General features: G+C 64.6%; 18 protein-coding genes and 1 riboswitch. Of the genes, 7 read left to right on the top strand and 11 right to left on the bottom strand.

The annotated features are described in order from the left end of the window. The first annotated feature begins 85 nt into the window (after positions 1-85). A riboswitch (glycine riboswitch) is annotated at positions 86-179 on the top strand. Between the two features lie 41 nt (positions 180-220). The 4 genes from gcvP (at position 221) to ABIE56_RS18910 (ending at position 7,398) form a co-directional block, all read left to right on the top strand. Further along, complete coding sequence (gene gcvP / locus ABIE56_RS18925) at positions 221-3,088, top strand: aminomethyl-transferring glycine dehydrogenase (RefSeq protein WP_429245358.1); 2,868 nt, start codon at positions 221-223, stop codon at positions 3,086-3,088. Positions 3,089-3,344: 256 nt separating this feature from the next. Continuing rightward, the gene (locus tag ABIE56_RS18920) at positions 3,345-4,010 is read left to right on the top strand and encodes a carbonic anhydrase (protein WP_429245357.1); all 666 of its coding nucleotides are present in this window, start codon (positions 3,345-3,347) and stop codon (positions 4,008-4,010) included. Beyond that, the gene (locus ABIE56_RS18915; protein ID WP_429245356.1) at positions 4,007-4,885 is read left to right on the top strand and encodes a bestrophin family protein; all 879 of its coding nucleotides are present in this window, start codon (positions 4,007-4,009) and stop codon (positions 4,883-4,885) included. The genes ABIE56_RS18920 and ABIE56_RS18915 overlap by 4 nt, the downstream gene beginning before the upstream one ends. A gap of 107 nt (positions 4,886-4,992) precedes the next feature. Next, a complete protein-coding gene (locus tag ABIE56_RS18910) occupies positions 4,993-7,398 on the top strand; it encodes a GH92 family glycosyl hydrolase (RefSeq protein WP_429245355.1) in 2,406 nt (801 codons plus the stop codon). An 80-nt stretch (positions 7,399-7,478) separates the two neighbouring features. On the opposite strand, the gene ABIE56_RS18905 is transcribed toward ABIE56_RS18910, so the two are convergent. The 6 genes from ABIE56_RS18905 to ABIE56_RS18880 all read right to left on the bottom strand — a co-directional run bounded on the left by ABIE56_RS18905 (position 7,479) and on the right by ABIE56_RS18880 (position 13,655). Beyond that, on the bottom strand, positions 7,479-9,803 hold the full coding sequence (locus tag ABIE56_RS18905; RefSeq protein ID WP_429245354.1) for a heavy metal translocating P-type ATPase: 2,325 nt from the start codon (positions 9,801-9,803) through the stop codon (positions 7,479-7,481). Then, entirely contained in the window at positions 9,800-10,216 is a 417-nt protein-coding gene (locus ABIE56_RS18900) for a heavy metal-responsive transcriptional regulator (protein ID WP_429245353.1), read from the bottom strand. Before ABIE56_RS18900 ends, ABIE56_RS18905 begins: the two co-directional genes overlap by 4 nt. A gap of 107 nt (positions 10,217-10,323) precedes the next feature. After that, positions 10,324-10,560 (bottom strand): hypothetical protein, encoded by a 237-nt coding sequence (locus ABIE56_RS18895; RefSeq protein ID WP_429245352.1) that lies wholly within the window; start codon positions 10,558-10,560, stop codon positions 10,324-10,326. Positions 10,561-10,593: 33 nt separating this feature from the next. Further along, a complete protein-coding gene (locus ABIE56_RS18890; protein ID WP_429245351.1) occupies positions 10,594-11,439 on the bottom strand; it encodes an SAM-dependent methyltransferase in 846 nt (281 codons plus the stop codon). Positions 11,440-11,510: 71 nt separating this feature from the next. Further along, positions 11,511-13,319 carry a diguanylate cyclase gene (locus ABIE56_RS18885; protein WP_429245350.1) on the bottom strand — a complete coding sequence of 603 codons (1,809 nt, stop codon included), beginning with the start codon at positions 13,317-13,319 and terminating at the stop codon, positions 11,511-11,513. A 12-nt stretch (positions 13,320-13,331) separates the two neighbouring features. Then, positions 13,332-13,655, bottom strand: coding sequence for a hypothetical protein (locus ABIE56_RS18880; protein ID WP_429245349.1), 324 nt, complete (start codon positions 13,653-13,655; stop codon positions 13,332-13,334). A gap of 346 nt (positions 13,656-14,001) precedes the next feature. Between ABIE56_RS18880 and ABIE56_RS18875 the strand changes: the two genes are divergently transcribed. Further along, a complete protein-coding gene (locus ABIE56_RS18875) occupies positions 14,002-14,397 on the top strand; it encodes a hypothetical protein (protein WP_429245348.1) in 396 nt (131 codons plus the stop codon). A gap of 3 nt (positions 14,398-14,400) precedes the next feature. Here ABIE56_RS18875 and ABIE56_RS18870 read toward each other — a convergent pair whose 3' ends face one another. The 5 genes from ABIE56_RS18870 to ABIE56_RS18850 all read right to left on the bottom strand — a co-directional run bounded on the left by ABIE56_RS18870 (position 14,401) and on the right by ABIE56_RS18850 (position 18,908). Then, entirely contained in the window at positions 14,401-15,306 is a 906-nt protein-coding gene (locus ABIE56_RS18870) for a hypothetical protein (RefSeq protein WP_429245347.1), read from the bottom strand. 8 nt (positions 15,307-15,314) lie between these two features. Further along, positions 15,315-16,007 (bottom strand): hypothetical protein, encoded by a 693-nt coding sequence (locus ABIE56_RS18865; RefSeq protein ID WP_429245346.1) that lies wholly within the window; start codon positions 16,005-16,007, stop codon positions 15,315-15,317. A 243-nt stretch (positions 16,008-16,250) separates the two neighbouring features. Further along, positions 16,251-17,540, bottom strand: a complete 1,290-nt coding sequence (locus tag ABIE56_RS18860) for a DUF4189 domain-containing protein (RefSeq protein ID WP_429245345.1) — start codon at positions 17,538-17,540, stop codon at positions 16,251-16,253. Between the two features lie 142 nt (positions 17,541-17,682). Next, positions 17,683-18,330 carry a DUF1109 domain-containing protein gene (locus tag ABIE56_RS18855; protein ID WP_429245344.1) on the bottom strand — a complete coding sequence of 216 codons (648 nt, stop codon included), beginning with the start codon at positions 18,328-18,330 and terminating at the stop codon, positions 17,683-17,685. After that, positions 18,327-18,908, bottom strand: a complete 582-nt coding sequence (locus tag ABIE56_RS18850) for a sigma-70 family RNA polymerase sigma factor (protein ID WP_429245343.1) — start codon at positions 18,906-18,908, stop codon at positions 18,327-18,329. The genes ABIE56_RS18855 and ABIE56_RS18850 overlap by 4 nt, the downstream gene beginning before the upstream one ends. A 258-nt stretch (positions 18,909-19,166) precedes the next feature. Between ABIE56_RS18850 and ABIE56_RS18845 the strand changes: the two genes are divergently transcribed. Both ABIE56_RS18845 and ABIE56_RS18840 read left to right on the top strand, forming a co-directional pair. Next, complete coding sequence (locus tag ABIE56_RS18845) at positions 19,167-19,448, top strand: BufA1 family periplasmic bufferin-type metallophore (protein WP_429245342.1); 282 nt, start codon at positions 19,167-19,169, stop codon at positions 19,446-19,448. A 12-nt stretch (positions 19,449-19,460) separates the two neighbouring features. After that, positions 19,461-20,192: an HvfC/BufC family peptide modification chaperone gene (locus tag ABIE56_RS18840; RefSeq protein ID WP_429245341.1), complete on the top strand. Its 732-nt coding sequence runs from the start codon at positions 19,461-19,463 to the stop codon at positions 20,190-20,192. Positions 20,193-20,200: the final 8 nt, after the last annotated feature.

Genomic DNA, 20,200 nt, shown 5'->3' with positions numbered 1-20,200 from the left:
CCCTACCGTACGGTGGGAGAAGCGGATGGACCCGCTGCCGAAGGCGCAACGCCCGTAATCGCTCAGGCTTCCATACCACCGCGCGGAAAAACACTCTGGAGAGACCGGTTAGATCCGGCGCCGAAGGTGCAAGGGGTTCAGGCCCCCAAACTCTCAGGCAAAAGGACAGAGGGGCGCCCCACGTGCCGGCACGGCACGTATTTACGGACGCCCCTACGCCATGAGCCAGACCCACTCCCCCTCGCTGCGCGACCTCGAGAATCACGGCGCGTTCATCGAACGCCACATCGGCCCGAATGATGCCGAGATTGCCGAGATGCTGACCGTGGTCGGCCACGGCACCCTCGATGCGCTGACCGATGCCATCGTCCCCGGCTCGATCAAGTCGCCCGCCCCGCTCGCGCTGCCCAAGGCCGTGACCGAGGAAGAGGCGCTGGCCAAGATCCGCGCGGTAGCCGACAAGAACCAGGTGTTCCGCAGCTTCATCGGCCAGGGCTACTACGGCACGCTCACGCCGAACGTCATCCTGCGCAACGTGCTTGAGAACCCGGCGTGGTACACGGCTTACACCCCGTACCAGGCGGAGATCTCGCAGGGCCGCATGGAAGCCCTGATCAACTTCCAGACCATGGTCACCGACCTGACCGGTATGGATATCTCCAACGCATCGCTGCTCGATGAGGCCACCGCGGCCGCCGAGGCGATGACGCTGGCCAAGCGTTCGGCCAAGTCCAAGTCGAAGGTGTTCTTCGTATCGAAGGACGTTCACCCGCAGACCATTGAAGTGCTGCGTACCCGCGCCGATGGCGTGGATATCGAAGTGCACGTGGGTGACGACGCCGATGCCGGCACCGTCGACAGCTTCGGTGTGCTGCTGCAGTACCCGAACACCTTTGGCCGCATCAACGATTACAAGGCGCTCGCCGATGCGACGCACGCCCGCGGCGCCATCGTCTGCGTGGCGACCGACCTGCTCGCGCTCACCGTTATCGCCTCGCCGGGCAGCTGGGGCGCCGATATCGTCGTCGGCAACACGCAGCGCTTTGGCGTGCCGTTCGGCTTTGGTGGCCCGCACGCCGCTTACCTGGCCTGCCGCGACGCCTACAAGCGCTCCATGCCGGGCCGCCTGATCGGTGTCTCGGTGGATACCGAAGGTAAGCCGGCCTACCGCCTGACCTTGCAGACCCGCGAGCAGCACATCCGCCGCGAGAAGGCCACCTCGAACATCTGTACCGCGCAGGTGCTGCTCGCCGTCATGGCCAGCATGTACGCCGTGTACCACGGTCCGGAAGGCCTGGTGCGTATTGCGCGCCGCGTGCATCGCATGGCCACCATCCTCACCGTCGCGCTGCGTCGCGCCGGCGTGGCGGTGGGCAACGACTTCTTCGATACGCTGCACATCACCGGCGTCGATGCGAAGGCGTTGCACGCCAAGGCGGCGGCTGCCAGCATCAACCTGCGTGCCATCGACGCCAGCAGCGTCGGCATCAGCCTCGATGAAACCACCACCCGCGCGGACCTCACGGCGCTCGCCGGCGTGTTCGGTGCCACCGTCGATATCGACGCGATCGATGCCGAAGTGCACGATGCCCTGCCGAAGGCCCTGCTGCGCAACACCGAGTTCCTGCAGCACCCGGTGTTCAACACGCACCACAGCGAGCACGAACTGCTGCGCTACCTGCGTGGCCTGGCCGACAAGGACCTGGCGCTGGACCGCACGATGATCCCGCTGGGCTCGTGCACCATGAAGCTCAACGCCACTGCCGAAATGATCCCGGTGACGTGGCCGGAGTTCGCCAACATCCATCCGCTTGCGCCGGCCAACCAGGCCCAGGGCTACAAGCAGCTCATCGACGAACTGGAAGCCATGCTGGTGGAATGCACCGGCTACGACTCCGTCAGCCTGCAGCCGAATTCGGGTGCCCAGGGTGAATACGCCGGCCTGCTCGCCATCCGCGCGTACCATCGCTCGCGCAACGAAGGCCACCGCGATATCTGCCTCATCCCGGAATCGGCCCACGGCACGAACCCGGCTTCCGCGCAGATGTGCGGCATGCAGGTCGTCGTCACCCGTTGCGATGCCAATGGCAACGTCGATGTCGAACACATCCGCGAGATGGCCGAGAAGTACTCGGATCGCCTTGCCGCCATCATGATCACCTACCCCTCCACGCACGGCGTGTTTGAGGAAGACGTGGTCGCCATCTGCGATATCGTGCACAAGCACGGTGGCCAGGTGTATACCGATGGCGCCAACATGAACGCCCTCGTCGGCGTGGCGAAGCCGGGCAAGTGGGGTTCGGACGTCTCGCACCTCAACCTGCACAAGACCTTCTGCATCCCGCACGGCGGCGGCGGCCCGGGCGTTGGCCCGTGCGCAGTCAAGTCGCACCTGGCGCCGTTCCTGCCGCGCGCGTTCGGTGGCGAGGGTGAGGTGGGCATGGTCAGCGCTGCCACGTTCGGCTCGGCCTCTATCCTGCCGATCTCGTGGATGTACATCACGCTGATGGGTACCGAAGGCCTGCGCAAGGCGACCCAGGTAGCCCTGCTCAACGCGAACTACATCGCCAAGCGCCTCGCTCCGCACTACAAGACCCTGTACACCGGCCGTAACGGCCTGGTGGCCCACGAGTGCATCCTCGACCTGCGCCCGCTGAAGGACGCTACCGGCATCGGTGCCGAGGACGTGGCCAAGCGCCTCATCGACTTTGGCTTCCACGCCCCGACGCTGTCGTTCCCGGTGGCCGGCACGCTCATGGTCGAGCCGACCGAGAGCGAATCGCAGCACGAGCTGGATCGCTTCATCGACGCCATGATCCAGATCCGCGACGAAATCCGTGCCGTGGAAGATGGCCGCCTGGACCGCGAGGACAACCCGCTGCGCAACGCCCCGCACACCGCGACGATGGTGACGGGCAGCGAGTGGGCCCACGCCTACCCGCGTGAACTTGCGGCCTTCCCGCTGCCTTCGCTGAAACTGAGCAAGTACTGGCCGCCGGTTTCCCGCGTGGACAACGTGTACGGCGACAAGAACGTGATGTGCGCCTGCATCCCGGTGGATGCGTACAAGGAAGACGTGGAGGCGTAAGCCACCCCGGCGGCCACCCCTCTGGTGGCCGCCCCGCCCTTGTAGGAGCGCGCTTGCGCGCGATCGGGTCTGCCGCAAGCACCCATCGCGCAAGCGCGCTCCTACAAATGGCGTCGTGTCCGTGCAAAGTAACGCGGCAACCATGCAAAACCCGGCGGGTCCATACCGCCGCGCATTTCCATCACACGGGTTTGTCATAAACTGCATCACCTAAGCCCGCCCGGTCCCTGTGGCGGCACTCTTCCAAGGTGAGCACATGACCCAGGAAACCCCACGCGACGACAGCCTGCTTGGCTTGCTCAAGGGCGTCGAAGACTTCAGCGCCAACGTCTTCCCCGAGACCCAGGAGCTGTTTAGCGAACTGGCCGAGGGCCAGAGCCCGCATACCCTTTTCATCACCTGCGCGGATTCCCGCGTGGTGCCGGAAATGATCACCCAGACCCAGCCGGGCGACCTGTTCGTCTGCCGCAACATCGGCAATATCGTGCCGGGTTACGGCGAGATGCTCGGTGGCGTCTCCGCCGTGGTCGAGTTCGCGGTCGCGGTACTGCACGTGCGCCACGTGGTGATCTGCGGCCACAGCGATTGCGGTGCCATGAAGGGCCTGCTCAATCCGGAATCCACCAAGACCCTGCCCACGGTCGAAGCCTGGCTGCGCAACGCGGCCGCCGCCAAGAGCGCGGTGTTCGCCCGCAAGGTCGAAGGCCCGGAGCTGCTCAAGGCCGTGACGCAGGAAAACGTTCGCCTCCAGCTCGCCCATCTGCGCACCCACCCGGCTGTCACCGCCGCGCTGGCCAACAAGGCCATCACGCTGCAGGGATGGGTGTACGACATCGGCGACGGGACCGTCTCGGTGCTGGACCAGGCCCACGATGCTTTCATCCCCCTGGCTGAAGCGATCAAGCGCGAGCACCGCGGGTGATCCTTCCGGGGCGCGCGCACGTCGGCCACATCCTGCGTTACGTCGGCAGGCCGCTCGCGCTGCTGTTCGCGTGGGATGTGGCGGTCACCGCGTTCTGGTACCTGGCCCACCCACGCTGGACAGCGGAATTTCCCGCCCTGCCGATCACCCTGCTCGGCTCCGCCATCGCCGTCTACCTGAGCTTCCGCAACACCACCGCCTATGCGCGGTGGTGGGAAGCGCGCACCCTCTGGGGCGCCATGGTGAACGCTTCGCGCACCCTTGCGCGCGAAGCGCTCACGCTGCTTCCGGAGCGCGCGCAGGCTATCCCGGTGGTACACCGGCAGATCGCCTACGTGCATGCCATGCGCCTGCACCTGCGCAGGCAGGTGCCGTGGGACGAACTGGCCGGCCGCCTCCCGGCGGATGAACTCGAGCGCCTGAAAAAAGTCGCCAACGTTCCGAACGCCATCCATAGCCGCACGGCGGAACTGATGGCAGCCGTGAAGCCCGATCCAGTACTTTGGCCCGCACTCTCGCGCACCCTGTCGGATATCTCCAATGCCCAGGGCGGCATGGAGCGGATCAAGAACACCCCGCTGCCGCAGCAATACGCCACCTACCCCGCCATCTTCACCCACGGCTTCTGCCTGCTGTTGCCGGTGAGCCTGGTCGAGACACTGGGGCTGTGGACGCCGCTCGGCTCCACGGTGGCCGGCTTCCTGTTCCTGGCGCTGCTGCAGATCGGCAACGACATGCAGAACCCGTTCGAGAACCTGGACGACGATGTGCCGATGAGCACGCTCACCCGCGCTATCGAGATCGATCTGCGGGACATGCTGGGCGAGCCGCACGAGCTGAAGCCCGTGCAGCCGGACGACGGCATCCTGCTGTAACCGCCCCCGCAGCCGATGCTGCACTGCACGCATGACCCTTGGCACGCGACACCACGGGCAATTCGCATTTCAATCGAGATAAATCCCGTTTTCGTGGAGGTTCCCCCTTGCGCGCGTTCCCGCCGATCGCCCTTGCCGCCGCCCTTATTCCTGCCCTGGCCGGCGCCACCTCCACGCCTGCGGATCTCGTCAATCCGCTGATCGGCACGACCAACGGGGGCAACGTGTTCCCCGGCGCCGTGGTGCCGTTCGGCATGTTCCAGTTCACCCCGGAAGCCTCGCCGTTGCCCGGCAAGAAGGCGCCGATCGCCGCGCCCGGCGGTTACGAGTACCGTGCCGATGCCATCCGCGGCTTCGCCTTCACCAACGTCGAAGGCTGGGGTTGCGCAGGCGGTTCTGGCGATGTGCCGGTGATGCCGATCACCGAAGAGGTCACGACCTCACCGAGCACCGATTTCCGCCACGCCTACGCATCGAAGTTCACCCACGCTAACGAAACGGCGAAGGCCGGGCACTATCAGGTGAAGCTGGATAGCGGCGTCACCGCCGACCTCACCGCTGCGCTGCACAGCGGCGCCGGCCGCTTTACCTTCCCCGCCGGCAAGCCGGTGAACGTGCTCGTGCGCGCCTCGGATTCCGAAGTGGGCTCCGAAAACGCCACCGTGGCGATCGACAAGGCGAACCACCGCATCAGCGGCTCGGTGACCAGCGGCAACTTCTGCGGTTACATCGACAAGGCCGACCGCCACAGCTACTACACCGTTCACTACGTGATCGAGTTCGACCAGCCGTTCGCCACGAACGGCACGTGGAAGGACACGACGGTGACCAAGGGTGGTACGACGAGCGAAGGCGGCTCCGGGTACGGCGAAAAGGGTTTTCCGATGGAAGGCCTTGGCTCGGGCGCATGGGTTGGCTTTGCACCGGGCACGAAGGAAGTGAACGTTCGCGTCGGTATCTCGTACACCAGCGCGGCAAATGCGCAGGCCAACCTGGATGCCGAAGTCCCAAAGGGCACGCCGTTCGAAACCGTTCGCGACAACGCGGTGGCCGCATGGAACAAGCAGCTCTCCCGTATCGACATCGAAGGCGGAACGCCCGACCAGCGCACGGTGTTCTATACCGCGCTCTACCACGCCTCCATGACGCCCAACGTTTTCAGCGATGCCAACGGCGAATACATGGGCTTCGACCAGAAGGTGCATAAGGTCACCGGCACGCAAAAGGCGCAGTACGCCAATTTCTCCGGCTGGGATGTGTATCGTTCGCAGCTGCCCATGGTGACCTGGCTCGACCCGAAGCTTGGCAGCGATATCGCGCAGAGCCTGTACAACCAGGCCCAGCAGAACAATGGCGTGTGGGACCGCTGGACGCACAACAACGGCGCCACGCACGTGATGAACGGCGATCCCGCCGCACCTTCCATCGCTGGTATCTACGCCTTTGGCGGTAAGGACTTCGACGTGAAGGGCGCCTTCGCCTCGCTGGTGCACGCGGCGGACAACCCCACGGCACTCGATACCTCGATGGATGGCTGCCCGGTGGAATGCGTAGGCCAGCGCCCCGGCCTGGACCAGTGGCTGAAGCTGCATTACATCCCGGTCGGCGCACCGTCGTGGGGCCCAGCTGCCGATACGCTCGAGCTGGTGGCCGCCGAGTTCGCGCTCAGCGCGTTGTCCGATCGCCTCGGCGACAAGACCACGTCCGCCCGCTTCCTCGACCGCGCGCAGTACTGGCGCAACCTGTTCGATCCGAAGGCGGCGCCCGAGGGTGGCTATATCCGCAACCGCAACGCCGATGGCAGCTGGGCGCTGGTGAAGGATGACGACGACAAGGAGGCCCATGCCTTCGTGCCCTCCACGGGCGATGGCTTCGTGGAAGGCAGCGCCGCGCAGTATGTTTGGATGGTGCCGTTCAACGTGCACGGGCTGTTCGAAGCCATGGGTGGCATGGCCAAGGCGACCAAGCGCCTGGACAACTACTTCTACCAGCCTGATGGCACCTTCGCCGTCACCAAGTCCGGCCCGCTGCATGCCGAACTGGATAACGAGCCTTCGATCGGCGGCCCGTGGCTGTACAACTACGCTGGCCAGCCGTGGAAAACGCAGGAGCTCGTGCGCCGCGTGCTCGATACGATCTGGCTGAATGCGCCCAACGGCATCCCCGGCAACGATGACCTGGGTGAAATGTCGTCCTGGTACGTGTTTGCCTCACTCGGCATCTATCCAAACATCCCGGGCCGCGCAGAGTTCATCGTCGGCAGCCCGATTTTCACCAAGGCCACCATCCACCGCGAAGGCGGTGATGTGACGATCCTTGCGCCGAATGCCGGTGCGGGTAAACCGTACGTCCAGGCATTGAAGGTGGATGGCAAGGCGATCGATCGCTCGTGGTTGCCGGAATCGTTCGCGACCAAGGGCGGCACGCTGGAATTCGACCTGGGCGACAAGCCGAACAAGGCCTGGGCGGCAAAGGCAAAGGATGCCCCGCCGTCGTTCGATACCAAGAAATAAACCGCTGGTGTAGGAGCGCGCTTGCGCGCGATGGGTGCTTGCGACAAGGCCCCATCGCGCGCAAGCGCGTTCCTACAGCGTCAGATGCGTTCGGTGCGCAGGCGCAGCGCGTTACCCACCACAGACACCGAGCTCAGGCTCATCGCCAGGGCCGCCACCATCGGCGATAGGGTGATACCAAGCAGCGGATACAGCGCACCTGCTGCCAGTGGTACACCCACGGCGTTGTAGATAAACGCGAAGAACAGGTTTTGCCGGATGTTCTTCACCGTGGCGGCCGACAACGCGCGTGCCCGTGCAATGCCGGCAAGATCGCCCTTCAGCAGGGTGACCGACGCGCTCTCGATGGCGATGTCGCTACCGTTGCCCATGCCGATACCGATATCCGCCTTCGCCAGCGCGGGCGCGTCGTTCACGCCATCCCCCGCCATGGCGACCTTGCGCCCCTCGGCTTTCAGTTGCGCCACGATGTTCGCCTTGTCCTGCGGCGAGGCGCCCGCATGCACGTCGTCGATGGGCAGCGTGGAGGCCACGGCCCTGGCGGTCACCGCGTTGTCGCCCGTGAGCATCACCAGCTGGACACCTGCCTCGTGCAACGCATCCAGCGCGGGCTTCGTCGATGCCTTTATCTTGTCTGCGAGCGACAACACCGCGGCCAGCCGGCCATCGATCGCCACATACATCGCCGTGGCACCCTTCGCCCGCCACTTCTCGGCCGTATCCCTGCCGGCGGCGGCATCGATGCGCTCGTCTTCCATCAAGCGCCCATTGCCTACTGCGACGTCGTGCCCATCCACGCGCCCGGCAACACCACGCCCGACCATCACCCGAAAGCCGGATACCTTCGGGATCGCGATGCCCTCGCCTTCCGCTGCCGCCACAATCGCGGCGGCGAGCGGATGTTCACTGGGCCGCTCCACGGCCGCGGCATACGCGAGCACCTCGGCGCGCTCACGGCTGAAGGTGCGCACATCCGCCAGGGCGGGCTTGCCCTCGGTGAGCGTGCCGGTCTTGTCGAACACCAGGGTATCGATATCACGCAGCGTCTCGATCGCCGCCGCATCGCGGAACAACACGCCAGCCTGCGCGCCGCGGCCGCTGGCCACCATGATCGACATGGGTGTGGCCAGGCCCAGCGCACACGGGCACGCGATGATCAGCACCGAGACAGCGGCGACCAGCGCATGCGCCAGTACTGGCTGCGGTCCGAACAGCCACCACCCAGCGAAAGCGAGCACGGCGACCAACACCACCGCGGGCACGAACCAGGCGGCCACCTTGTCGGCGATACGCTGGGAGGGCGCACGCGAACGCTGCGCCTCGGCCACCATCATCACGATGCGCGACAGCACGGTATCGGCACCGACGTGGTCGACGCGCATGGTCAGTGCGCCGTGCTGGTTCTGGGTACCGCCAGTGAGCTTGTCGTGCGCACGCTTAGCCACAGGGTTGGCTTCGCCCGTGAGCATCGCTTCATCGACATGGCTCTCGCCATCGAGCACCGTGCCATCGGCCGGCACCTTTTCACCCGGGCGTACGCGCAGGTGGTCGCCCACGTGCAGATGCTCGAGCGGCACGTCGGCTTCCTGCCCGTCCGCACCGATGCGGCGCGCGGTTTTCGGGACCAGGCCAAGCAGGCCGCGCAGCGCAGCGCCCGTGCGGCGGCGTGCGCGTAGCTCGAGGAAGTCGCCGAGGGTAACCAAGGTGACGATGACTGCGGCCGATTCGAAATACACATCGACGTGACCATGCATGTCATGCATGGATAGCGGGAAGACATCAGGAACCAGCAGCGCGATGACGCTGTATACCCACGCCACGCCCGTGCCCAATGCGATCAGGGTGTACATGTTCGGCGACCAGGGCTTCAGCGAACGCCAGCCACGCGCGAAGAATGGCGCCCCGCCCCACAGCACAACTGCCGTCGCCAGCAACGCCTCGCCCCAACGGGCGACCGCATCCCACGGCGAGGGCCACATCCAGCCGAACAGATGCGGCCCCATGGCGACCACGAACACTGGAAGGGTCAGGGCCAGCAGCAGCCCGAAGCGGCGCGCCATCGACTGTACTTCGCCATCGTCATCATCCAGCGACGGCATGGCCGGTTCCAGCGCCATGCCGCACTTGGGGCACGAGCCAGGGCCCTCCTGACGGATTTCCGGATGCATCGGGCAGGTGTAGATCGTGCCCGCCGGCATCGGCGCCTCGGGCTCCTTCGGGCCAAGGTACTTCGCCGGGTCGGCCATGAACTTCGTGCGGCAGCCAGCGCCGCAGAAGTGATACTCATGCCCCTCGTGGGTGTGGTGGTGCGGTGTCTTCGCCGGATCCACCGTCATGCCGCAGACAGGGTCGATCACCGTCGCCGCCTCGGGAGCAGCGCCGTGGGAGCAGCATGAATGGCTCATGCGGCGGGCTCCGCCAAGGCCTTAAGGATCGGGCAATCCTCCGGGGAGCCGTGGCCCGGACAGGCATCCACAAGTTCGGCCAGGCCATCGCGCACCCGCTGCAGCTCGACGATGCGATCGTCGATCGCCTTCAGCCGGGCCGCGGCGCGCTCACGCACGCCCTCCACCCCGCCGTGGCGGTCCGCGGAGAGGGCCAGCAGTTCACGAATCTCATCCAGGGTGAAACCCAGGTCCTTGGCCCGGCGGATAAACCGCAGCCGGGAAACCGCCGAGGCGTCGTACTCACGGTACCCCGAGGGCCGGCGCCGCGGCTCGGGCAGCAGGCCTTCCCGCTCATAGAACCGGATCGTATCGATGGCCACCCCCGCGCTCTGCGCGATGCGGCCGATGGTGAGGGAGGGTTGGGTAGTCATGGCTTAAGTCTAGAGCCTTGAGTTAGCTCTAGAGTCAAGCGTTAGTAGACGGGTACTTGATGGCAGGAGGTACAGCCCTGAGTTCCCAGGGCTGTACCGGTCACTACTTAGTTCAAAAGCGTATCTTCGTAGGCCCCAGTTTGGCTGGTGTGCTCAACCCAGCGGTCACCACCGCCAATGCCAAGTTCCGCCGCCAGCGCGCCACCATCGCCGATCGCGACCAACTGTCGCAGCCCCGCCGAAGCGTTCGCTGCATCCAGTACCCGGATCAGGACGTCGGGCGACGCCCGACGCAAGGACGCGTCACGACCAATGGACTCAAGCAGATCAACCGTATCAAGCATGCGTGTCTCCTTTTTACATCACGTTGAAAAATGTCAGGCCGAATACTCAGGTTCGCGACCAGATCCATGGATGGCATCCAGTGCGTCGAGCCTCTCTCGCATAACGACATTGGGGCGTAGCGCCTCAAGCGGGGGCAGCACGAGCGTTTCGTGCCCAGTAAACGTACCGCTCGCAAAGTCGCCTAGCGCTAGACGCTGAATATGCGGCCCCTCGACCGGCAGCGTGGGCGCACGGTAAATAATAACCTCGTGATCGGACGGATAGTCCTGGCAAAGACGCTCGGTCAACAGTTCCTTATATGCAACCGGCGTCAGGAATCGGCCCAACGAACGATCACCAACGACGCCGAGTTGCCAGAGAATGACGTGGCCCATCGTATCGATGTTGCGCTCGAAAAAGAGCAGCTGGCTAGCCTCGAGGTGTTGGCAACCAGACCGGGCGGGATCGATACCAAGATCGGCGTAGAGGCAGTCTTCCGCGGAAATGCCAGGCTCCATATAAGCATCGAACCCCTCCGCACGCGCCACCTCGATCACCTTGTGCGGCGACCAGGCGAAGATGCCCGGGTGCCCATAGAAGACGGCGCACACGCGCTTGCCGGCACGCACCTCGGCCATCATCACCTCGACCCATTCGCGGTATGTCCTCATCCGCGATTTGCCGGGCTTGTAATAAGGTTGAAGGCTGGTGACGTTCGGGTTCAGTCGTTGCAGCCAAAGCTCCACGACGTGATCAGAAAGGGCTGCGAACACGATATCAGCCGTTTCGATGTAATTTCGCGAAATGGGCGTGAGATGCGATCCCAGGGTAATACCCATGCCAACGCAAGTAATGCTGCCTCGCGCAGCGTCATTCGGTAGAGAAGTCTGTGTGGTCATTTGCACATGTTAGACAGAAGAATATTACCGCCAAAGCGGGCCCATCATCTCAACATCAAAAGCAGCCCACATCACGCCCCACCGCGCACGAGGGTGGGCATCGCAGCGGGAAAGGGAACCACGCCTTCACCATCGATTACCACACGGTCGCGCCCCATATGTTTCGCATGATACAGCGCGGCATCCGCAGCACGGCAAAGATCTTGCAACACATAGACCGATGCGTCGGTGCAGGCGACGCCGATACTGGCCGTAATGGAAATCACCACGTCGTTCATCACAAGGGGCGTAGCGGCGAGTGCCTCGCGAATACGCTCGGCAACGACAGCTCCCTGGAGCCGCGGTGTGTCCGTAAGCAGCATCCCGAACTCCTCGCCCCCCAAGCGGCCGAGAAGGTCATCGTTGCGGAGCTGGCCCTTGCAAACGCTGACAGCGTGCTTTAACACCGCGTCGCCGACGGCATGCCCATGGGTATCGTTCACCTGCTTGAAATAGTCCAGGTCGAGAAACACAAGGCATCCGTCACCCGACCTCTTCTCAAGAATCCGGAAGGCACGCTCGGCCTCGGCCATGAAGTGTTGATGGTGAAAGATCCCAGTGAGGCCGTCGCATGACGACAGCCACTTGAAGCGAAGCTGCGAACGTTTGATACGGACCATCCAAAGGACGATCGATACGAGAAGGAGCGACAAGCCTACAGTGTAGACGCGACTGGTTTCCACGGCCTTTGCATCGAGGGCTTGCTGTAGCCTAAGAATCCGGTTCTCCTTGCTCAGCCCCTCGGTCTCGAGCTTCTCGGCCCTGAAATGCTGGCTAGCTGCCTCATAGGCAGCATTCCTGACCTTTGCGTCACGCAGATATCCTTGATCCTGTATGACGTATTGTTCGTAATAGCCCAGTGCCCCCGCGTAGTCACCTTGCTGCTTCGCGACCGAGTAAAGGATTCTGTATGCGAAGCGGAGTGCTTCGTTGATGTCACCGGGGTGATTCAATGCAACCGTATGAAGTGCCGCAGTTCGGGCCTCGGCGATATCGCCTTTTTGCTCGTAGATGCGCGCTCGCTGACTCGAAAGATCGATCAGGTGCGGGAAATATTGACTCGCCTCAATGTCGGGCGCGATCGCACGCACGCTTGCGATCGCCTGATCAAGTTCGTGCGCTTCAATAAGCCGGTCAACGCGGATAAGCCGGATCGCGTTAGCGAAGATCAATTGTCGATCCGACGTGCAGATATCGATCGTTTTCTGCAATTCGACGCTTTGCGCCGTAAGCTGACGGGCGCCTTCGAGTGATACGACTTTCTGCGCAAGAGCCTGGCAAGTCGACGTACCGGGCGGCGTAGCCTTTAGCATCATGTCCGCGTATTGCAGCCCCAGTTCTGGCTGCCCGGCGAACGTAAGCATCTGCGACAAGTTAGCCAGTAGCGAGAACCGAGCCGTTGGGTCGGCCACGGTATCTAGGGAATCCGCCGCGCGCGGGGCCATGGCGTAAGCTTCTGCGTACTTGCCCTGCCCCGTAAGGTTATTCATCAGCATGGCCGTGGCGCGCGCGCCCAGCGCGTCGTCATCGTCACCCCCTGCGAGAACCTCGCGGAACGCGGCTTCGGCCTCGGAGTACCGCCCTTCGTAATTCGCCTCCCAGCCTTGCAGATAGCGCAGGTAGCGCTGATCGGCCTTGTTCAGCCCGGCCGCGTCACGCTGCGCCTCAACCAGCAAGCCGACGAAGCGCGCGTGATCGGTCGTGCGTATTCCATCGATCTGCGCCAGCCTCGTGCTCGCAGACGATATAGCGGCTGCGTGGCTAATAGCCGCCATTGCCCACATGGCCAATCCCAAAAGGATTGGCCAATGAAGGAAGGCACGAGGGCGATAAGGGGCCATGCCCGACGTTCGTCAGCCTGGCGGCGTCTCGCCCGGCTTTCCGGGCTGCTCGACGGGCTGATCGTCCTTGTCATCGCCATCGCGGTCCGGATGATGATGGTGGTGGTGGTCGTCACCGTCACCCTCATGGCCGCCCGTCTGGGTCATGTGCTCAACGTGCATCTGTACAAGGCCCAGTTCTTCGGTAATCGCCGTGGTGTCACCGTCGATCGCCAGCGCATGTAGCGCAGGCGATGCGCCCGCCTCGTCAAGCGCACGCTTCAGTGCCTCGGGCGTCGCGCGACGCAGTGAGGCGTCTCGGCCAATGGCCTCCAGTAGTTCTACGGTATCGCGCATGGTGTCCCCCTGGACGTAAGTTAATTGGTTGCTGCTTGCCCGCCGCTTTAACGGCAGCGCTCACGAAATCTTTAGCCGCTTATGCCGTTGCGACCAGGCTCGCACCGGCTCGACGCATGCCAGAACATGCGAATTTGCCCTGCGGCGCATAATGCAACACAACCCACATTCCCGGCAGCAGAAATCCGTGATACCCGCCGAATTCGCGCATGCCCGTTAGCCAGGACCCGTGTTCGGCCCAGTCGATCTGGCCGACCTGCTAGCCACGGCGTAGGCAGGCACATGGCCGCCAAGGAAGGCGGCATCGCGCCAAGACATTTGAGGCCATACCGCTGACGATGCCCGCATGACTGATGAGCGAGCCATCCGCCGCGCCATCGATGCGCACTGGGCCGCCTCCGCCGCCGGCGACCAGCCCGCGGAGCATGCGATCTACCACGACGATGCCGTGTGCGAGTACCCGCAGTCGGGCGAGGTCATCCGCGGCAGGGCGAACCTGCAAGCCCTGCGCAGCCATCACCCTGGCAAGCCGTCGGGCTTTCAGGTACGCCGCATCACGGGCAGCGGCGCCCTGTGGGTCACAGAATACATGATCAGCTACGAAGGCAAGCTCGCCTTCACGGTGAGCATCATGGAATTCGTGGGCGACAAGGTCGCCCACGAAAGCCAGTACTTCGCCGACCCATTCGACGCCCCCGCGTGGCGGGCGCCGTGGGTCGAGACATCCCGCAGCCTGCGCTGAGGGCTACCCGCCGCCACCCGCCGGGGCAGCCGCCGCTGCCGCCTGCGCGCCTTGCGCGGGGGCGCACTCCAGCCGCTTCACCGGTACGGACATCAGCGTGCCACGCAACGAACGCAGCAACACCCGATCGCATTGCTCGACGATGGGCTGGCCCCGCTCCATGCGTTCCTCGCTGCCTTCCTGGTAGCGCACCGTTCGAAATGGCGCCTCGGTCACGGGAGCCATGGCATCCGCAAACGCAATATCCAACGATTCGGCCAGCAAATGGGCGCTCCGATCCTTCAGTTGCGCACCATCATCCGCCGTCCAGTGGGCAAGCGGATCCGGCTCCACCTGGGCATCGGCAATCACCCGAACGGTGTTGATGTAGCTTGTCCGTTTCGTTTCACCCGGCGCATAGATCGCGATCGTGTTGTCCAGCACGAGCGTGGTCTGGTCCTGGGTGATTGAGTACACCGGGTTGACCAGCACCACCCAGGTATCGGGATGGGGCGCGCCACGTGGTAGCACCGGCAATTGGGTGCCGGTGAGGGCCCAGGGCTTGCTCCGCTCGGCAAGGTCGGCATAGCCAAACGTATTGATCACGCCACTAAAGGGCTCGAGTACCTGATCGGCCTCCTTCTCGATCTTCGTCTTCTGCGCCTCGCGGCTGCCCTTGGCGATCGCCGCGTGGGTGAGCACCGCCACGAGCAACCCGGCGGGGTTGGGCACGGGGTACATCATGTTCATCGGCCCGATGCCCGCCTTGTCGAAGTTCACCACGCCACGAAATGCCACCCATGGCGCAGCGGGCAGTTCCATGGCCCAGTGGAAGGTGGCTGGATCGGGCAGTTTCGCTGGCGGAGCGACCGGCGCGGCGAAGGCCAGGAAGGCCATCGCCGCTGCAGCCCGGGGTCGGGGCGTACGCATACCGGACATCAGCCGCTGAACGGCTTCAGGAAGCTGTCCTTACCCATCTCCAGCGCCTGGAAATAGGCGTTGGTGAGGCCAGGGAACTTCGGCGGCTCGTCCCACTTGCCTTCGGCACTGACGCGGATGTTCACCGGCGCGTACCACTCATACGCGTTGGTCTTGAGGTTCACCTCGTAACCCAGGCCGGTCACGGCGCCCTTGGGATCGCTGGCAGGAATGTAGGACGAGTACATGCGTTCGAAGCCGACCTGGGAAATATCAATCACGACCAGGTGATCGATGTTGTACTGGCGACCCAGCGACGAGAAGTCCTTCTTCGCGATGTCAGGCCCCTTCCCCTGCGCGTTGGGAAGCTTGCCGACGTTGATGTCCTGCTCGATAACGACAACGTCCATGCCCTTCTTGCGCAGCAACTCGGCAACCTGCTGCTTGAGTTTCGGCAGGTCTTCCTGGGGCAACGTATGGGTGTAGCTGGTGAGCGTGGAATTCGCCACAGCGGCGGCAGCCAGGCACAGCAGGCAGCCGGCGCCCGGCAGCGAGGTATCAACCTTGGGCAATGCAGTCATCGCCACGCCCACTTTTTGCGGCTGGGCGGTAACAGCGGGTGCGGTGAAAGCAATGGGGCGCTGCGGCTTACCGGCACAGCCGGTCAGCAGGATAGTGCCGGCGAGGAGCGCGGTGCCAAGAAGCTTGTTCATCTGGTGGTCCCCCTGTAAACGGTTGAACCAGCCGGACCTACCGGGCCCGGCGTGGCGCAGCCGCCGGGACACGCGTGCGCGCATCCCGTCGCGGCGCACTCCCCCCGGGTGCGGCGACCAGCCAGTCGTATTCAATGTCCCCTGTAACGCAACGACCCCGCATGAGCGGGGCCGGTCGTATTTTTCCACGAGCCCTGGCCGGCCGTCTGTAGTCCTTCGCCTACAACGGTCGCGCTATGCCAGTCAGAGTTTCAATTCGGTACTGACATTCTTCTTGGCAAGATCGACCATCGTGCCCTGCGGGCACTGCAGGTTCTGCTCTTCACACCACTTGTCGCGCCACTTCAGCGCCTGGCTGGCCGACGTACCCCAGAAGCTTCTCGGCTCGCCGGTGGAGGTACGGAATAGCACGAGGAACTGGTCAACGCCGTTGTCGCCATCCTTGGGGGTCGCCTCACATTTCGCACCGCTGCGTTTTTCGCACAGCGCGATGGCTGCGGCCTGGGCGGCCGCTACCGAGGGCTGGCCAGAGACAAATGCTCGCTTATCCCACGCCTTCTCGGCCTGGTCGTCTATCGGCCGGGCCATGGAGACGAAGCCTCGCAATGGTGCCTTCGAGACGCTGACCTCAAGTGTTCCGACGGACGGCGGACGGACGTCGAAGGTGTCGACAACGCGGCACGCGTCACCTTTCGGGCAGTTGTTCTGGATGCCTTTGTCCAGGGCATCCAGCGTCGGTGCGTTGAACCAGAAGACACTACCCTTATCGTTAACCATGCGGGCCATGTAGCCGCCGCCGGCGCTCACGCGAACCTGGCATTCAAGATGGCTGGCTTCCTGGCACGCAGCCATCGCGGCATCTTCTGCGGCTTTGATACCGCCCTGCCCCGTGGCGATCCAGGCTGTATCGTCGAGCGGCTCCGGGGCCTTGGTCTTCGGCCGGGCGATAGCGCCCCACGGCCTGCGCGGAAGAGGCGCTCGCGGCCCCTCGACAACGCCGCCGCCCCAGGCGTTCGACAACGTCTCGACCTTGTGGCAACCCGAGGAATATTTCTGGCATTCCTCACGCGCGGCAAACCATGCCTTGAAGAAGTTTTGCCCGCCTTTGGCGAAGATGTTCCCGGCGGCGTCTTCCACCACCACGATGTTGGCGTTGTTCGACCACGAATCCATGACGCCACAGCCATCACTGCCCATCGCCTGCCTGCACGCATCGAGGGCTGCGTTCTCTGCCGCCGGGTTGCTGCCGAACCCGTGGGCGAACCAGTATTTATCTGTGTCCGGATGACTGACGACCGACATGAATACATCGGGCAACGGTGCGGGCGGGGCCGCCGAGTCGGCGTATCCGCCGTTCGCTGGCGCGCAGATCGGCGTCTGGGCGATGCCATTGCTGGCCGGGACGATCCCAACCACCACTTCGCCCGGCCCGGGACCGGCGCACGGGTGTTGCTGGGCGTGGGCGCCGAGGCTGGCAAAAAAGAGAGGTGCGGCACACAGGAGCGCCAGCATCCTGCCAGTACGTAAAGTCATTTCCTTATTCCCCATGGTGACGCCGCCGCGAAGCGGCCGGCCAGAGTCTAGCCGTACGCCAGGTGCCTGTCAGCCGCAAAAACGGCGGCTACGTCACAGTTGCGACCTTCGCCAGGTGGGGGCAAAGGGGTGCCGAACCTCGTTACCAGCGCAGGAACCGCGGCCCGGCGAGCGCGCCCAGCCCACCGGCGATGAGCATGCCCAGCAGGTACCACAGCGACCAGAACGGCGGGGCCATCTCCGGGCAGTGCAGGCAATAGGCGATGGCCGCCATCGCGCCGGCGAGCAGACCCGCCGCCGCGCCGGCCAAGCGCAGACGCACCGGCGCCATGCCACGTACAGCCCAGAACACGGCGACGATCGATGGCAACGAGAGCACTGCAATAAGCGTGGAGCACACCTTCCACGTGTGCCCCAGCATGAGCGCACCGCGTGCATCCGGTGCCACCTCCGCGAGGACCACGCCAGCCAGGCCCCACGCGATGGCGATGGGAAGGGCGAGCGAGACCCACGCGCCGCCACCCACGCGTGCACCCGGCCGCGCCAGTCGCGTGGTCAGGTGGAGCGCGGCGAGTGCCACCGCCACCGGGAACGCAAGGCGCACCCAGAACATCGGCTGGTGGATGACCTGCGCCAGATCGGGGCGCAACCCCAGCAGGCCCGCCATGAGCGCTGACGACGCCAGCAGCCCGGCGATGACACCCACGGCAAAACGCGGGCCTCCCGCCTGGCTGCCCGGGGGCGGCGAGGATTCGCGGGCCAGGAAATCGATGAAGTCGTCGGTCTTCATGCGCCACCCCGGATGCGGGCCGCCAGCGCCTTCAGGCCGCGGTGGATGCCCACCTTCACCGCTGACTCCGACAGGCCGCTGCAGCGAGCGGCTTCGGTGATGGAAAGGCCTTGCAGTTTGACCAGCTCGATAGGCACGCGGTGGCGGTCCGGTAACGTTCCGAGCAATTGTCCCACGTCGCGCCGCGCATCGGCCGGCTCCGCATCGGAGGCGACGAACAGGTCATCGTCGCCGATGGGATCGTGGAGTGCCTCGCGGCGCGCGTGTGCCCGGAAGAAATCCATGAGTTTGTAGCGGGTAATCGCGTGCACCCAGGCTGTCACCGGTTCACCGGCACGGTAGGTGTGCCGCGCGTTATGGATGGCAAGAAGGGTTTCCTGGAGGATGTCCTCGACGTCTTCCAGCGCACGCGGCAAGCGACGCCGCAGGTAGGCGCGGAGATGGCAGGCCAGGGCCTCCAGAAACTGGCGATACGAGGCCGCATCGCCCCCAAGGCCGAGGACGAAGCAATGCCTTAGTTCCAGCTCGATCGCGGACGGCCCCTCGGGCGCGTGCTCGCGTACTGCCTCGCTCGTCATCGCCACCCTTTCGCTTCGGTTCCGTTCGCCGCGTCCCGACGTGGCCCGCAGTGTAATCCACGCCCAGGCAACGCCAGGCGGGCGACTTAAAGGCACGAAGTAAGGTACGGCATCCATGACTTTTAGTTCGCCACAGGTTGGCACCTGGTTACAGGGCGCGTGAAACATTTTTTTTGGCCCATGTGTAACCGGGCCCGGCCACGCCGCGAACTCCTCCATGAAGCCGGCCAACGGGCCCGGCATGACTGGAGCAAACCCATGACCCCTCGTTACGTCGCCTCGTTCGCCTTCTCGGTCGCCGCCCTGGTGGCCGGCGTCGCTCACGCGGATGACCAGAAAGACGCGAAGAAACCCGCCGTGGAGAAGTGCTGGGGCGTGGCCAAGGCCGGCCAGAACGATTGCGCCGCCGGCCCGGGTACCACCTGCGCGGGTACCGCCAAAGCCGATTACCAGAAGAACGCATGGAAGAACGTGCCGGCCGGTACATGCACGGCCATCAAGACGCCGAAGGGTAACGGCTCGCTGACGAAGATCGGCTGACCGGCAGGCTCCATGTCACTGGCTGCCTTCCAGCGCGAATTCCATGCCGAGCTGCGGCGCGAGGTGCCCACCACGCGCCTCGGCCAGCAGCCTGGCATGGCGGTGCACAGGAGCACCATGCTGCGTGCCGCCATCGATGCGCTCGAGGCCAACTTCCCCGCGGTGGCCTGCCTTGTGGGGCAGGCGTGGTTTCGTTCCGCCGCGGCGGCTTTTTTTGCGGAGCACCCCGCATGTGATGCGCGGCTGCTCGCCTATGGCGCGGGCTTCCCTGAGTTCCTTGCCTCGGCACCAGCGGCCGTTGACCTGCCGTACCTCGCGGACGTGGCGCGGCTCGACCGGCTTTGGCTGGAAAGCTACGCCGCCGCCGATGCGCCATCCCTTGGCGTATCGGCCATCCGCGACCTCAACCCGAATGAGCTCGGCGAGCTCGCAGTGGTACCCCACCCCGCAACGAAGTGGCTCTCGTCCGGATTCCCGGTGGTTGCGATATGGGAGGCGAGCCGTGCTGGTGCCCCAGTCGCCGAGGGCATGGCGTGGGTGCCGCAGGCCGCGTTCGTGACACGCCCGGCCATGGACGTCTCTATGGCGCTTGTCGATCTGCCCACGCTTGCCTTCCTCGATGCTTGTGAGGGCGGCACGACGCTCGCGGCCTGCGCCGAGCATGTTCTGCACCTTTATCCCACGGCGCGCACTGATCTGGTCTTCGCCCGCCTCCTCACCACCGGCGCCCTGGCCGCCCTTTGAAGGACCTT

Origin of the sequence: Luteibacter sp. 621 (assembly GCF_050435445.1) — a bacterium.
GTDB lineage: Bacteria > Pseudomonadota > Gammaproteobacteria > Xanthomonadales > Rhodanobacteraceae > Luteibacter.
This window is presented reverse-complemented; position numbering and strand designations above follow the sequence as displayed.

Excerpts from the sequence above, each read along its gene's own strand:
- gcvP (WP_429245358.1), top strand. The coding sequence starts at position 221 with ATGAGCCAGACCCACTCCCCCTCGCTGCGCGACCTCGAGAATCACGGC.
- ABIE56_RS18920 (WP_429245357.1), top strand. The coding sequence starts at position 3,345 with ATGACCCAGGAAACCCCACGCGACGACAGCCTGCTTGGCTTGCTCAAG.
- ABIE56_RS18905 (WP_429245354.1), bottom strand. The coding sequence starts at position 9,803 with ATGAGCCATTCATGCTGCTCCCACGGCGCTGCTCCCGAGGCGGCGACG.
- ABIE56_RS18900 (WP_429245353.1), bottom strand. The coding sequence starts at position 10,216 with ATGACTACCCAACCCTCCCTCACCATCGGCCGCATCGCGCAGAGCGCG.
- ABIE56_RS18895 (WP_429245352.1), bottom strand. The coding sequence starts at position 10,560 with ATGCTTGATACGGTTGATCTGCTTGAGTCCATTGGTCGTGACGCGTCC.
- ABIE56_RS18890 (WP_429245351.1), bottom strand. The coding sequence starts at position 11,439 with ATGACCACACAGACTTCTCTACCGAATGACGCTGCGCGAGGCAGCATT.
- ABIE56_RS18885 (WP_429245350.1), bottom strand. The coding sequence starts at position 13,319 with ATGGCCCCTTATCGCCCTCGTGCCTTCCTTCATTGGCCAATCCTTTTG.
- ABIE56_RS18880 (WP_429245349.1), bottom strand. The coding sequence starts at position 13,655 with ATGCGCGATACCGTAGAACTACTGGAGGCCATTGGCCGAGACGCCTCA.
- ABIE56_RS18875 (WP_429245348.1), top strand. The coding sequence starts at position 14,002 with ATGACTGATGAGCGAGCCATCCGCCGCGCCATCGATGCGCACTGGGCC.
- ABIE56_RS18870 (WP_429245347.1), bottom strand. The coding sequence starts at position 15,306 with ATGCGTACGCCCCGACCCCGGGCTGCAGCGGCGATGGCCTTCCTGGCC.
- ABIE56_RS18865 (WP_429245346.1), bottom strand. The coding sequence starts at position 16,007 with ATGAACAAGCTTCTTGGCACCGCGCTCCTCGCCGGCACTATCCTGCTG.
- ABIE56_RS18860 (WP_429245345.1), bottom strand. The coding sequence starts at position 17,540 with ATGACTTTACGTACTGGCAGGATGCTGGCGCTCCTGTGTGCCGCACCT.
- ABIE56_RS18855 (WP_429245344.1), bottom strand. The coding sequence starts at position 18,330 with ATGAAGACCGACGACTTCATCGATTTCCTGGCCCGCGAATCCTCGCCG.
- ABIE56_RS18850 (WP_429245343.1), bottom strand. The coding sequence starts at position 18,908 with ATGACGAGCGAGGCAGTACGCGAGCACGCGCCCGAGGGGCCGTCCGCG.
- ABIE56_RS18845 (WP_429245342.1), top strand. The coding sequence starts at position 19,167 with ATGACCCCTCGTTACGTCGCCTCGTTCGCCTTCTCGGTCGCCGCCCTG.
- ABIE56_RS18840 (WP_429245341.1), top strand. The coding sequence starts at position 19,461 with ATGTCACTGGCTGCCTTCCAGCGCGAATTCCATGCCGAGCTGCGGCGC.